Consider the following 14,316-nt stretch of genomic DNA (forward strand, 5'->3'; position numbering starts at 1 on the left):
TTTTTTCAATCTTTATAACTTATAATGATTTTTCCAACTGGAATAAGCACGACAGCATAAGCGATAAGATTTACCCAAAATGGCAAATCAAACCATGCCACAAATAGTGTAATTAGAAAATATAAAACAAGATAAAGAGTTGGCTTTTGATAAAATCGATTGGCTGATTTTTTGGCGCTTTCGGGAACAACCTTTCCAAGCAATGCTCCAAGCACTATCACAAAAATAACTCCTATCATGATTATTGGATAACTTGATTTATGTGTTACCAGAATATAAGCAAGGATAAGCGAAACGATAGCATAAGCAAATCCCATCAGTTTATATTTTATATTTTTCATATTGTTAGTTATTTCCCCAATAAGTAAATGTTCTTCTTAAAGATTATTATAGCTTTTTACTTAAATTTATTTTTTCAAAAATTATAAATGATAGTTAAATTTTTATTCCTAATAAAAAGTAAAACAATATCTTAGTGATACTGTTTTACTTATAGTTTATATTCTGTTTTTATTTTCAAAATAACTACGAATGAGATGTTCAATAACTGCTTTATCGTTATTCCCTAATGGATGTCCCTCAAAAAACTGAGCTTCGCTGATGAGACACTCTAGGTTTTTACTGCTTTCAACTTTATAAGTTGTATCTATATCAGATTTTTCAACACCAAAAACATCTGCCATAAGTTTGACAACTGTATGGCTCGGTCGTGAGCGTAATTTTAAATAATCTGTCAACGTTGAAGGAGCAATTCCAACACGTGTGGCTAATTCCTTTTGGAGCATCTTATTTTCTATCAAATATTTTTTGATATTTTGCGCTATAATGGCTGTCTGTTTGTCATCTTTCATCGTAAGACCATTATAACATATATAAATACAATTAAAACAGTTTTAACCATATTTAATAATAAAAAAATAATTTAATTTATTTTGTAATTTAAATAAATATTTATGTAAACCAAAAGAAAAAAATAGTGCTAAAACACTATTTTCAACTTTAAAAGAAATCATCAAATAAACTGAGTTGATTATCTTCTGGCATTCCTGCAAGAATTCCCATAGCATCCATGTTTTCAACGATTGTTTGAGAAACACCTCCGCGTTTTCTAAGTTCCATTTTACTGAGAAACTCTCCTTCTTGGCGAGCAGCAACAATTTGTTTGGCAACATTTTCTCCGAGACCATCCATCGTAACAAATGGTGGTATCAATGTATTGCCATCAATCACAAATTCTGTTGCTTCTGAACGATAAAGGTCCAATTTTCCGAAAGTATAACCACGTTCAAGCATCTCATTACAGAGTTCAAGTGTTGTATAAAGTGCTGTTTCTGTATTGCTGGCATCAAAACCTTTGTCTTTGATTTCTTGCATTTTACTCTTGACAACTTCTAAGCCGCCCCCCATGACAGCAAGGTCAAAAGCGGTCGCACGGATAGAAAACCATGCACAATAGTAATAAATTGGATAATGCACCTTAAAATAAGCAATACGCAATGCCATCATGATGTAAGCTGCTGCGTGAGCTTTGGGGAACATATATTTGATTTTAGAGCAAGATTCGATGTACCATTCGGGTACTTCGTGTTCTTGCATGGCTGTAATATACGTTTCACGTTCTTCAGCTGGAATTTTAGTCCACATTCCTTTACGAACACGTTCCATGATTTGGAAAGCCATTGAGTTGTCCAAGCCTTTGTGAATGAGGTAAACCATGATATCATCACGACAGCCAATAACCGTTGAAAGGTCTGCAATTCCTGATTGGATAAGGTCTTGTGCATTGCCTGACCAAACATCTGTTCCGTGTGAAAGTCCTGAGATTTGTAGTAAATCCGCAAAAGTTTTTGGTTTTGCTTCGGCAATCATATTCATTGACGTGAAGGTTCCCATTTCTGGAATTCCTAATGTCCCTAAACTAACGCCTATTTGCTCTGGAGTTACTCCAAGAGACTCTGTTGAAGTAAAAATCTTCATAACTTCTTTATCATCCATTGGAATATCCTGTGGTACAATTCCAGACAAACTTTGTAATTTTCGAATCATCGTGGGGTCATCGTGTCCAAGTATGTCAAGTTTTAGGATATTATCGTGAATAGCATGGAAATCAAAGTGAGTTGTTTTCCAAGTAGCGTTGACATCATCTGCTGGAAACTGAACGGGTGAAAAGTCATATACATCCATGTAAGATGGAATAACAATAATTCCGCCTGCGTGTTGTCCTGTTGTTCGTTTGACACCAGTTGCTCCCATAGCGAGACGGTCAATTTCTGCACTTCCATAATATTGGTCATAATCGCGTTCATAACCTTTGACATAACCAAAGGCTGTTTTATCCGCAACGGTACCAATCGTTCCGGCACGAAAGGCATAATCATCACCGAAAATATCACGGACGTCAAGGTGGGCAAAAGGTTGGTCATCACCAGAGAAGTTCAAATCAATATCAGGAACTTTGTCACCTTTAAAGCCAAGGAAAGTTTCAAAAGGAATATCATGTCCGTCTTTAGTAAGTTTATTGCCACAGTTGGGACAGACTTTATCTGGCATATCATAGCCTGAACCGACTGAGCCATCATCATGAACTTCAAAATACTGACATTCTGAACAGATATAATGTGGTGGGAGTGGATTCACTTCAGTAATTCCAATCATTGTTGCAACCAATGAGCTCCCAACTGAACCTCGGGAACCAACAAGGTAACCACGTTTACTAGAACGAAAAACAAGTTCTTGAGCAATGATATAAATCACAGAGAAGCCATTTCCGACAATCGAGCGAAGTTCTCTTTCAAGTCGAGCATCTACGATGTCAGGAAGTGGATTACCATAGACTGCGTGAGCTTTTTCATAGGCAAGTCGAACGATACGTTCTTCTGAACCTTCTCCTCCTTCAAAAGTCATCACTGGTGTATAAAGGTCATCTCGAACTGGTGTAAGTGTATCAAAACTGTCTGCCATTTCTTGCGTGTTTGTGATAACTATCTCACGCGCTGTCGCTTCATCAAGAAAACTAAAGGCATCTAGCATTTCATCGGTTGTACGAAAATGTGCTTCTGGTAAAGGAAGTGGTCTTGCGTGTTCGCCATGTCCTTGAGTCCAGTTGATTTCAGCTCCTTGACCCAGTGAACGGACGATAATTTCACGGTAAATGGCGTCTTCTGGATTGATGTAGTGAAGATTTCCTGTTGCGAGGACTGGTTTGTTGAGTGTTTTTCCTATTTTCACTAAATCTTTGAGACTTTGTTCAAGTTCTTTTTCGTTTTTAAAATTTCCTCCTACTAGGAGAGCGCGGTAGAGAGCTGGTGGCATGACTTCAATAAAGTCATAAAATTTAGCAATTTCTAAAGTTTCTTCAAAGGTTTTATTGTTAATCGCATCAAAGACTTCTCCGATTTCACAGCCTGAACCAACTAAAATTCCTTCACGATGTGCTTGCAAAACAGAACGTGGAATGCGTGGGACACCTGCGAAATAATTGACATTGGAATAACTGACAAGTTTGAATAGATTTTTCAATCCTACTTGTGTTTGAGCATAGAGTGTCATATGTTTGGGACGAACTTTTTTGTAGGAATCTTCAGCGACAAGTCGTGCATTGAGGTCAAGAACATTTTTCCATTCGAGATGTTTTACATTGCGCATCTCATCAAGCATGACCCAAAGAAGGCGAGCTGTGGCCTCCGCATCAGAATCGGCTCTGTGGTGCGCTGCGCCAAGGTCAATCTGAAATTTCTTGGTCAACTGTCCTAAACCGTAACGTTTCATTTCTGGATAAAGGTTACGAGCAAGTTCAAGTGTATCAATGACTGGCTGGCTGATAATCGGCAATCCGGTGCGCTGATAATTCATGTTCATGAAACCGACATCAAAGGTTGCATTGTGGGCAACAAGAACTGTGCCTTCGCAGAATTTTTGGAAAGCAGTCAAGACTTCATAAAGAGGTTTGGAATTTTTCACATCATCATCGGTAATTCGTGTGAGTTCTGTGGTAAATTCGCTGAGACGATAACCTGGATTTAGAAATTCAACAAAAGAATCAATCGGATTTCCTTTGTGCATCTTGGTTGCGGCTATCTGGATAAGGTCATTGTGAACGGCGGAAAGTCCTGTGGTTTCAACGTCAAAAACAACATAGGTGGATTCAAAAAGGTCTGCATCTGCTTCATTGAAAACGATTGGAATTTTGTCTTCTACAAGATTGGCTTCAACACCGTAGATGATTTTTATGCCGTATTTTTTACTGGCTGAGTGGGCATGAGGATAGGACTGTAAGCCGCCATGGTCTGTGATAGCAATCGCTTTATGTCCCCATTTTGCGGCTTGAGCAACTAAATTTTCAACTTCTGGAATGGCATCCATCTGGCTCATATTTGTGTGCGCATGAAATTCGACACGTTTTTCTTCGGATTTGTCTTGGCGAACTTTTTGAGTGGGAATTTCTACGAGGTCATTGAGCTGGAGGACGAGGTCTTTTTTGAAATCATCACGGACGACTGAACCGCGCACGCGCACCCATAATCCCGCTTTGATTTGTTTGGCTATGGCGATTTCTTCTGTGCCATACAGCCATTTTTGGACGTAAAAGCTTGATGTGTAATCTGTCATTTCAAACTCAAAAAGATGGCTGATATTTCCTGTTTTTCTGGATTTGATTTCGCGGACTTCGCCTTTGAAAATGTAGCCTTCAAAAACAATCTGTCCTTGCGTTGAAAATTCACTGACTGAGCGCATTGGTGTGATAGGTTCGTTATTTTTGATGTCGCGTCCCATTTGGAGTTTGTCAGATTGGAGAGATTCGAGCTGATTTCTTACTTTATCTACTGTTTCTTTTGGGGCAATCTGGACAACGGCATTGGCAGTCATTATCAAGTCATCTTTGTATTTGTCGTGTTCGATATTTCCTTGAACGCGGAGCCAAAGTCCGTCAGCAAATGCTTTATCAGCTTCTTTTGTATCGTCAGAATTTTTGACAGAACTGTCAAAAATTTTGGCAGCTTCAACTTTTTTGACAATCTTGTCAAATTCCGCAATTTCTTCGTCTTTGCGTCCCCATTTGTTGACGTAAAATGTTGACGTCTCGTCAGCCAATCGTAACTCTAAAATATGATTGGTTTTTCCTGAATTTTGACTGGTAAATTCGCGATGGTTGGCTGCAAAAACATAGCCTTCAAAAATGACGCCAGAACCTTCGCCTGCGATGAATGCCATTGAGGTTACTGGACTTGTTCCACTGATTTTTCGTCCAAATGAAATGCCGTTTGACAAGGCTGTATCTACTTTTTCAGGAGTTTTTTCTGTTATTTGTTTACTCTCACGTTCTGTGGCACGTTGTTTTTTCTGAGCTTCAACTTGTCCTTGCTCGACAGCTACTTGTGCCAGGCTTTGACTCACTTTTTCTTCGTGCGCTGCAAGACTTTCCTGGGTTAATTTTTCATCAACTACTGGACGCAATGTAATTTTCCCAAAGCCAAAATCAGCAAATTTTTCCTCCAAAATGGGAAAATTATTTTTGACAAAACGGTCAAGCTGTGGATTGTCCTCGACCAAGAGATTGAGCTGCACACCACGTTGCTCGATATGGTATTTTTTGAAAATACTTGAAAAAGAGCGGTCGCAAAGCTCTGGCAAAGTCAGGATATACTGATAATAATCATTAAGTAATTTCTCATCAAAATCTGCTGAACGCGCAGTAATTCGCAAGTCTGTCTGTGCAATATTGGCAAAGGCAGCTTCTGTCAAATTGACCAACATTTTGTAGCTGCTGACAGGCAATATCTCATCAAAAACTAGCTTAAACCGCCAGAATTTGCTTTCTGTGTGCACTTCAACAGCATCAATATCAGCGCTCGCAAAAAGAGCTGTTTCACTCATTTCCCGTGGTAGCTTGATTTGTTCCATTAATTTTTCAAAAAGATTTGCCATTTTATCTCCGTTATTTGAAATTTCTATTTATAATTATAACATGAAAACCGGTCAAAAAGTGACCGATTTTTTAATATTTTTTGACAGTTCTGTCAAAATTTAAAACCATCTTCCTGAGCATTTTTTTCGGTCAAATCCAAGAAAAAGATAGCATTTGCCAATGATGTCACCATATTACGCTCGAAATAGTTAATCATCAGTTGTAAATCTCTTATATTCAAATTTCGTGCAGGAATTTTACTGTTTTTCAGCGCCATTTCTAACTCTGCTTTTTCTTTTGACAGTTCTGTCAAATTTTTATTTAGCGAACGCTGACCTGTCAATTTAACACGTTCAACTTTTTTGGGCATTTTCCCATGTGTCAACAGCCAAAAATACAAAGCTACAGACAGCACTAAAATAATAAGCGAAACAAAAAAATCAAGATAAATAAAAACGTGCAAGCTCTCCAAAATCGCAAAAACAATAAAGGCAAAAATCACCGCAAGTTCCACAGCATGACGGATTTTTCCCCATTTCAATCTTTTATCATATTTTTCTAATGCTAATTGTCGTTGTCGCTCATTATCCTCTAACTTTGTCAGTATCTCCAACATCTCCCGACAATAATTTAAATCTTTTTCATGTATTGAGGTCATTTCCCCTCCGATAACTTCCGTTACAAGTCAATTTCTTTTTAGCCCAAGTATTTATTAATCTTGCTTTTCTTCCTGATTTCCTCGCACTAAACGCGCCAAAATCCGATTAAATCCCCGTGGGTCTTTATAGCCATGTTCAAAATAAAAATCTGTAAATTCAATATCTTCTACTGTTAAATTACGCTCAATCGCAAGTGATATAATATCGGCATAAGCAGCCAAATCTGGCGTTTTCCCAATACATTGCAAACCAATAATTCGGTGTGTGTGCCGTTCATAAACCAGCCAAACATAACTTGTAGAATGTCCTTTCAAATGAGCATTTACCGCTTGAACAGACAAAGCATCTAAACCTACTTTTTTCGCTTGTGCCAACGTTTGCCCAGTCAAAGCAATCACCATATCCTTCATCGGCACATGATAAGTCGCCTGTGTAGAATTTATTTTTTGCCGTGCTTTCATGAGATTAACAGCTGCAATCTCCCCGTTACGTACACTATCCGAAGCGTGTGGAAGATAAAAGTTTTTCCCCGCACGTTCAACCCAAGTCGTTGAAGCATCGCCGACCGCAAAAACATCTGCAACACTTGTTTGCATATATTCATCAACAAGTATCGCCCCCCGGTCGCCAAGAGTCACTTGCTCATGAAGCAAATAAGTATTTGGTTGAAAACCAAGCGCAAAAATCACACCATCAACGGAAATTTCTTTTGTTGTCGTATGCAAAAGACTTCCATTGTCAGCTGCTTTAGAAATTTCTGTGACACGACAGTCATTTTCTACTTGCACACCTTCACTGCTTACGATTTTTTCTAATAATGTTGATGATGCTTCGTCCAAATAGCGACTCAGAACATGATGATGCGCATTTATCCAAGTTGTTTTTATACCACGTTGGTTGCAAATACGTGCTACTTCAAGTCCTGTCATTCCACCACCGACAATAGCGACTGTCTTTGCCTTTTCTAAAAATTTTCCTGCTGCAATCGCATCTGTCATTCCCTTCAAAAAGAAAATTTCACTTGTATTATCAAAAGGAATCAGTGGCATTATCGGATAACTTCCCGTTGCAAATACGAGTTTATCATACTTATCTTCTAAAAGTTCCTCCGAACCCAAATGATAATAAGTCAACTTCTTTTCTTTGACATCAATGCTACTAACAACCGACTCTGTGATAAAGTGAATCCCTGTTGCACGGATTTCTTCTGGCGAAAGATAGCTTGATTGAAACAAACTTTCTTTTTCTCCTGCCAAATAAGAAATAATTCCCTGAGAAACAAAAGATGTCCGTTCATTTTTTTCATAAATGACAATTTCTGCTTCTGGATATTCTTCCAAAGCACGCAAAGCTGTACAAATCCCTGCGTGCGAACCTCCTATAATTACAATCCTCATTTTACTCTTATATCTTTCTCATACAAAGCAAAAATCAACAATCCATAGACTGTTGAAAATTAGCAGTGAAATAGTTTTTTAATTATTTACTTTTACTCAAAATCTCAACCGTATTGACAAGTTCTTCTTGATTGATTTCAATCACTTCGCCTGTTGCACGAATTTTAACTTCGACGATACCTTCAGATGCTTTTTTACCAATCGTCACGCGCACTGGCAAACCAATCAAATCACTATCAGCAAATTTGACACCGGCACGTTCATTACGGTCATCAACCAAAACTTCATAACCTTTTGCCTTTAAAGCTGCTTCAAGGTCATTTGTCAAGGTCATCGCTGTCTCATCTTTAGTATTTACTGGTACAAGATGAATATCAAATGGTGCTAATTCTGCTGGAAAGTTGATACTCCAGCTAAATTTGTATTCTTCTTTTGGTGTTTTTTCGACATAAATACGGGCAAATTGCTCCAAAACTGCTGACAGTAAACGGCTCACGCCAATACCATAGCAGCCCATAATCATTGGCATACTCTTACCATTTTTATCCAAGATATTGGCGCCCATCGCTTCTGTATAACGTGTGCCAAGCTTGAAGATATGTCCAATCTCAATGCCGCGGGCAAACTTCAATGTGCCACGTCCATCAGGTGAAACTTCTCCTTCATGAACTGTCCGCAAATCCGCAAATGTTTCAACAGAAAAATCACGTCCAAGATTGACATTTTTGTAGTGAAAGCCATCTTCATCTGCACCGACAACTGCATTTTTCATGACTTCAACTTCACGGTCGGCAATGATTTTCACATCTTTTATTCCGATAGGGCCGAGCGCGCCAAAATGAGCGCCAAATTTTTCAAAAACTTCGACTTCGTCAGCTGGTTCTAGGGAAGTCGCACCAATAAAGTTTGTTAATTTGACTTCATTGAGCTCATCATTTCCTTTGAGCAAGACAACCACTAATTCTTCATCTGCTTTGTAAACAAGCGTTTTTATCAGTTCATCGCTTGAGATTTCTAAGAACGTAGCGACTTCATCAATCGTTTTGGCATCTTTTGTAGCTACTTTTTCAAGTTCAAGTTCTTCTGTATAACTAATCGTTGGTTCAAACTGGCTTGTTGCCATTTCCAAGTTGGCGGCATAATCGCCTCCTTCAGCATAGACAATCGTATCTTCGCCTGCAATCAACCATTTTCCTAGCTCGGCTTTGATATCTTCGAGAACACCATTTGGGATTTCGTCAATCGCATTGATATTTTTATCTAAAACGAGCCATTTTTCTAGGTCTGAGCGGTCTGGTGTGACTGCCATAAATTCTTGGCTGTCTTGTCCGCCCATTGCGCCACCATCACCGATGATTGGTTTAAAATCAAGTCCACTTCGTGCAAAGATATTCTCATAAGCACGTTTGTAATCATTATACGTTTCGTCAAGACTATCTGTGTCTGCGTGGAAACTATAACCATCTTTCATCAGAAATTCACGGCCACGCAACAATCCATAACGTGGGCGTTTTTCGTCACGGTATTTGGCTTGGATTTGATAGACATTGAGTGGCAGTTTTTTGTATGAAGTGATTTCATCGCGCACGAGTGCTGTCATTGTTTCTTCATGAGTTGGCCCTAGGATAAAGTCAGAATTATCGCGGTTTTTGAGCTTATACAAATCTTCGCCGTAACTTTCATAACGTCCTGATTCGCGCCACAAATCTGCTGTGAGCAAGGCTGGTGCTAGAAGTTCAATAGCTCCAATCTCATCAAACTCTTCACGCATGATTTTCTTGAGTTTTTCAAGCACACGATTGGCAAGTGGCAGATAAGCATAAATTCCTGATGTGACTTGGCGAACGTACCCCGCTCGAACAAGTAGCGCATGACTGATAACTTGCGCATCTGATGGCATTTCCCGTAAGGTTGGGATGAGCATTTTTGATTGTTTCATTTTTGTTTATTCCTTTTATTTCGATTAAATAGTTGATTATCTGATGAATGCACGCATGATGTCATTCCATGTTACGGCGACAAAGAGTACAAGCATGAAGACCACACCAATCAAGGTAATGATAGATTCTTTTTCTTGTGATAATGGTTTGCCACGAACCGCTTCAACCAGGTTCAGGACGATTTTTCCGCCGTCTAGGACAGGAATTGGGATGAGATTGACTAATCCAAGGTTGATAGAGAGCATTCCAAGGAAGTAAATCACGGTTACAAGTCCACCACGCGCGGCTTGACCACTCATTTGATATATCGCGACCGGTCCGCCCAGTTGGTTGAGTGATGGATGGACAAAAAGATGACGAAGAGCGTTAATAATCAAGGTGAACATTTGCCCTGCTTGAACAAATCCTCCTGTGACTTTATCCCAGAAGCCAGTTTTTATCTTTTGCATGATGCCGACTTTATAATCGCCGTCCATTTTTTTTGGCGTGACAGGAATTGTTTTTTCAGCTGAGTTGCGGATAACATCTAATTCTAATTTTTTTCCTTTTGAGTTGGTAATCGCTGTGACAACTGCGTTCCAATCCTTTGTCGCTTTTCCATTGACTGCTTTAATCTCATCACCCGACTTTAATCCTGCTGTATAGGCGGGTGTGCCGTGTTCGACTTGACCGATATGATTGGTATTACTTGGGACACCTCCTTGCATGAAGGTAATGATGACGAAAGCAATCACTCCAAGAATGAAATTATTTAAAGGTCCAGCAAAATTTGTTAAAATCTTACCGATAACTGTTGCTGATTGATATTGTACATCTTCGGGAGCAATGCGAATTTCTGTTCCATCTTCTTCAATAATCGTTGCATCATGGTCAACTTTGTAACGTTTGATTTCGCCAAAAACTTCTCCTTCAATGAAAAGTTCTTTTTCAAAATCATAGTCTGTTACGAGAATTGGGATAGAATTTTCTAGTTCAACACGTTCTGACAGATTGACACGGCTAATAATTGTGTCATTTTCTGTCAAAACTGTCTCGTGAGCATTTTTGACAGAACTGTCAAAAACTTTTTGCTTTGTTTTAACGGCTAATGACGCTGGTGTGCCTTTTTTTATCTCTGTTTTGTCATCGCCCCAGCCAGCCATACGTACATAACCGCCAACCGGCAAAATACGTATGGTGTAAAGTGTGCCATCTTTTGCCCGATGTCCAAAGATTTTCGGCCCCATTCCAATCGAAAATTCGCGCACCAAAATTCCTGCACGTTTTGCCCACCAAAGATGACCGTATTCGTGGATACAGACAATAATACCAAATACAATAATAAAGGTTATAAGAGTTTCAATCAATAATTTTTCTCCTCTTTAATTTTTATTTTTAGAATAAGCCGAGTAAGTGCATAATGGGGAATACAAAGATAAGATTATCAAAACGGTCAAGAATACCGCCGTGTCCAGGCAGAATTTTTCCTGAATCTTTCACACCAAAATGGCGTTTGATACTTGATTCGACAAGGTCTCCGATTTGTCCGACAATGGAGAAAATCACTGTAAACAAGATAAGTTTTGGATATCCGATTTTTGGAAGTTCCGTTTTGTACAAAAAGTACATAATCACTGCTACAATCACTGCGGAAACAATTCCGCCGAGTGAACCTTCAACTGTTTTGTTTGGCGAAACAGACGGAATCAACTTGCGTTTTCCAACTGATTTTCCGACAAAATAAGCGCCAATATCTGTGGACCAAACGATAAACAAGGCAAGAAAAACGATAGCAATTCCTTCTTGACGCGCCGCAATGAGATTTTGAAAACCAATTCCAACATAAAATGCGGATAAAAACGGAAAACCGACATCTTCAAAACTATATTTGCCGTCTGAGAAAACCATTCCAGTCAACATGGCAAATAAGAAAATGGTAAAGAGCATTACGCCGCCGTCCAAATGTAATCCGAGCCATTGATTGCCGATTGGTAATGCTAAGGAAAGACTGGCTAAAGTCGCCAAAATTCCTTCAAATGACAAAAGTTGAAGCTTCGCCATTTTAAATAATTCTTGCATTGCAATGATAACAAGAAGTGCTACTAAAATTTGAAAATACAGATTGCCTGCAACAAGAAGTCCTAGGAATATCGCTCCTGCAAGCACACCTGTGATAATTCTTTGTCTCATATTTCCTCCGATAATTTGATTTTTTCGAGAATTTTTTGCTTGAAAATTTTTTGACAAAACTGTCAAAAATAGTTTTACTGTAAAATCTTTATTTTTTCACGCCACCATAACGACGGTCACGTTTTTTGAAAGTTGTCAGCGCTTTGTCCAACTCATTTTCATCAAAATCCGGCCAAGCAACATCTGTAAAATAAAGTTCACTATAAGCTGTCTGCCAGGGTAAAAAGTTGGAAAGCCGCAATTCGCCAGAAGTCCGAATGACCAAATCTGGGTCACGATATTCTGCTGGTAAAATCGCCGTCTGCAAATGTGCAGACAAATCTTCTTCTGACAGTTCTGTCAAATTTTTGCCAGACTTTGCCAGCTCTTGAATTGCCAAGATAATGTCTCTTCGCCCACCATAATTCATAGCAAAATTTAAAATCATACCCGTATTTTCTGCAGTATCAACAGCTGCGCGATCAATCGAATCTAGCGTTGCTTTAGGCAATCCACTGCGCTCACCAATCATACGAATCTGGATATTTTCAGCTTTCAAAATCGGAACATATTTACTATAAAAATCAATCGGCAAACTCATGATGAACTTGACTTCATCCACCGGACGTGTCCAATTTTCCGTAGAAAAAGCATAAACTGTCATCACTTTGATGCCACATTTTTGCCCATGAATTGCCACATTTTTGAGCGTATCAAGTCCTGCTTTATGCCCAAAAATCCGCGGTTTTCCCTGAGCTTTCGCCCAACGTCCATTACCGTCCATGATAATCCCAACGTGTGCGGGAACAAGCTCTGTCGCTTGCTTTTCTTTTTTTAAATTATTAAACATAGTACCTCACATGACCAAAGCTGCGCTCCGCCAATATGCTTTTAAGTTATGGAAAGTTCTAAAAGAACTATTCGCTCATTATTTACTATAAAATACAATAACTTTTTCATTATCTTTTACTCAAAAAATCACTATAAGTATTCCTATTTTACCACATCTTTACATATTTTGGTACTTGTGCTTGTTGTTTTGTGAAAAATGCCATTTTTGAATACAAAAAAGCCTGTCAGGCTCAATGCTGACAGGAAGAATGCAAATTTTAATTTTCTTCGATTGGATTTTCTGTTGTCGTTGTTTCAGTTGTTGTTTCAGCTTCAGCTGCCCCATTTTTAACTGTCTTGACAGCCGCACGGTCAAAAGTCAAAATAACTCCTTCGCAGTCCAATTCGATGGTTCCTTGCGCAATATTGACACTACTCAAAACACCGTGCAATCCACCAATAGTAATGATTTGCGCACCTGGTTGCATTGCGTCCAACTGTTCCTTACGTTGTGCTTGTTGTTTTCTTTGATTACGTTGCATGAAAAACATCATTCCACCGAAAATAACGACGATGAAAACGATTGATAAGACGTTCATTGATTTCTCCTATTATTTTATATTCAGTATTTCATTATATCACGTTTTATGATTTTTGTCTATTGAGTCAGAGATATTTGCTTGCCTCACGCAAAGAGAGCTGTGCCATTTTTCCTCGATTTTCTTCTAGGAAATGGCGCACCCAATCAGGATTAGATTTTGACAAATCACGCAGCGCCCAACCGATAGATTTGTTGATAAAAAACTCACTGTCAAAACTTGAACCAGCCAAATTATTTTTGACAACTCTGTCAAAAAGTTCTAAGTCTGTTTTTTCCTTAAATCCAAGCTGACAGTCAATCGCCAGCCGTCTTACCCAGAAATTTTCATCCTCAGACCAGAGCAAAATTACCTCTTTCACTTTTGACAGTTCTGTCAAATCCTCAGAATTTTTGACAGAAAGCAACACAGCACCAATCAGCTCATCCAAAGTATCCACAGATTCCCACCAAGATTTTGAAATTGCCAATTTTTTAATCTGAGGAAAATCCGCCAAAGTCAGCGATTTTTTCAACTTAATCAAATAATCCATCGCAAAATACTGAAATTCCCGCTCAGGCAAGTCCCACATTTCCCAGATAAAGTCCCAATCAACAAGCTTTTCTTTTACCTTTTCCTTCAAAAAATCTTTTTGTAAATTTCGCCGAACAGGCGTTGACAAGCCTATAAATTCAAACTGATTACGCAAATAAGCTTTTTTCTTCTCAGCTTGCAGCGCGTTCGCATTTTCACGAAATTTTTCCACAATATCCATCATTTTTTCCCTTTCAAAATTTTTGACAAAACTGGATAAACATACTAGGGTATCCGTAAGTGAGCAAGCTCACAACGGCTATC

10 protein-coding genes and 2 pseudogenes are annotated in these 14,316 nt (G+C 38.8%); all 12 read right to left on the minus strand.

Going from position 1 to position 14,316, the window contains the following annotated elements:
* Positions 1-5 precede the first annotated feature (5 nt).
* The gene (locus KJS36_RS10455; protein ID WP_213536862.1) at positions 6-341 is read right to left on the minus strand and encodes a hypothetical protein; all 336 of its coding nucleotides are present in this window, start codon (positions 339-341) and stop codon (positions 6-8) included.
* A 156-nt stretch (positions 342-497) separates the two neighbouring features.
* Complete coding sequence (locus KJS36_RS10460; protein WP_213536863.1) at positions 498-851, minus strand: helix-turn-helix domain-containing protein; 354 nt, start codon at positions 849-851, stop codon at positions 498-500.
* Between the two features lie 148 nt (positions 852-999).
* Positions 1,000-4,788, minus strand: a pseudogene (locus KJS36_RS10465) (PolC-type DNA polymerase III); the annotation flags it as partial.
* A 597-nt stretch (positions 4,789-5,385) separates the two neighbouring features.
* Positions 5,386-5,925: pseudogene (locus tag KJS36_RS10920) on the minus strand (PolC-type DNA polymerase III N-terminal domain-containing protein); the annotation flags it as partial.
* A 92-nt stretch (positions 5,926-6,017) separates the two neighbouring features.
* Positions 6,018-6,563, minus strand: a complete 546-nt coding sequence (locus KJS36_RS10470) for a hypothetical protein (protein WP_213536865.1) — start codon at positions 6,561-6,563, stop codon at positions 6,018-6,020.
* Positions 6,564-6,617: 54 nt separating this feature from the next.
* Entirely contained in the window at positions 6,618-7,961 is a 1,344-nt protein-coding gene (locus KJS36_RS10475) for an FAD-dependent oxidoreductase (protein WP_213536866.1), read from the minus strand.
* Between the two features lie 82 nt (positions 7,962-8,043).
* Complete coding sequence (locus tag KJS36_RS10480; RefSeq protein WP_213536867.1) at positions 8,044-9,900, minus strand: proline--tRNA ligase; 1,857 nt, start codon at positions 9,898-9,900, stop codon at positions 8,044-8,046.
* Positions 9,901-9,936: 36 nt separating this feature from the next.
* The gene (gene rseP, locus KJS36_RS10485) at positions 9,937-11,247 is read right to left on the minus strand and encodes an RIP metalloprotease RseP (protein ID WP_213536868.1); all 1,311 of its coding nucleotides are present in this window, start codon (positions 11,245-11,247) and stop codon (positions 9,937-9,939) included.
* A 28-nt stretch (positions 11,248-11,275) separates the two neighbouring features.
* Positions 11,276-12,070 (minus strand): phosphatidate cytidylyltransferase, encoded by a 795-nt coding sequence (locus tag KJS36_RS10490; protein WP_213536869.1) that lies wholly within the window; start codon positions 12,068-12,070, stop codon positions 11,276-11,278.
* A gap of 88 nt (positions 12,071-12,158) precedes the next feature.
* Positions 12,159-12,899 (minus strand): undecaprenyl pyrophosphate synthase, encoded by a 741-nt coding sequence (gene uppS, locus KJS36_RS10495; protein ID WP_213536870.1) that lies wholly within the window; start codon positions 12,897-12,899, stop codon positions 12,159-12,161.
* A gap of 259 nt (positions 12,900-13,158) precedes the next feature.
* Complete coding sequence (yajC, locus tag KJS36_RS10500) at positions 13,159-13,479, minus strand: preprotein translocase subunit YajC (protein ID WP_213536871.1); 321 nt, start codon at positions 13,477-13,479, stop codon at positions 13,159-13,161.
* A gap of 67 nt (positions 13,480-13,546) precedes the next feature.
* Positions 13,547-14,233: a DNA alkylation repair protein gene (locus tag KJS36_RS10505; protein ID WP_213536894.1), complete on the minus strand. Its 687-nt coding sequence runs from the start codon at positions 14,231-14,233 to the stop codon at positions 13,547-13,549.
* Between the last annotated feature and the right edge of the window lie 83 nt (positions 14,234-14,316).

The sequence above is a fragment of the Lactococcus nasutitermitis genome, from assembly GCF_018403765.1.
Classification (GTDB): Bacteria; Bacillota; Bacilli; order Lactobacillales; family Streptococcaceae; genus Lactococcus; species Lactococcus nasutitermitis.

Bases quoted from the DNA above. Each gene is read 5' to 3' on its own strand.
- KJS36_RS10455 (WP_213536862.1), bottom strand. From the start codon at position 341: ATGAAAAATATAAAATATAAACTGATGGGATTTGCTTATGCTATCGTT.
- KJS36_RS10460 (WP_213536863.1), bottom strand. From the start codon at position 851: ATGAAAGATGACAAACAGACAGCCATTATAGCGCAAAATATCAAAAAA.
- KJS36_RS10470 (WP_213536865.1), bottom strand. From the start codon at position 6,563: ATGACCTCAATACATGAAAAAGATTTAAATTATTGTCGGGAGATGTTG.
- KJS36_RS10475 (WP_213536866.1), bottom strand. From the start codon at position 7,961: ATGAGGATTGTAATTATAGGAGGTTCGCACGCAGGGATTTGTACAGCT.
- KJS36_RS10480 (WP_213536867.1), bottom strand. From the start codon at position 9,900: ATGAAACAATCAAAAATGCTCATCCCAACCTTACGGGAAATGCCATCA.
- KJS36_RS10490 (WP_213536869.1), bottom strand. From the start codon at position 12,070: ATGAGACAAAGAATTATCACAGGTGTGCTTGCAGGAGCGATATTCCTA.
- uppS (WP_213536870.1), bottom strand. From the start codon at position 12,899: ATGTTTAATAATTTAAAAAAAGAAAAGCAAGCGACAGAGCTTGTTCCC.
- yajC (WP_213536871.1), bottom strand. From the start codon at position 13,479: ATGAACGTCTTATCAATCGTTTTCATCGTCGTTATTTTCGGTGGAATG.
- KJS36_RS10505 (WP_213536894.1), bottom strand. From the start codon at position 14,233: ATGGATATTGTGGAAAAATTTCGTGAAAATGCGAACGCGCTGCAAGCT.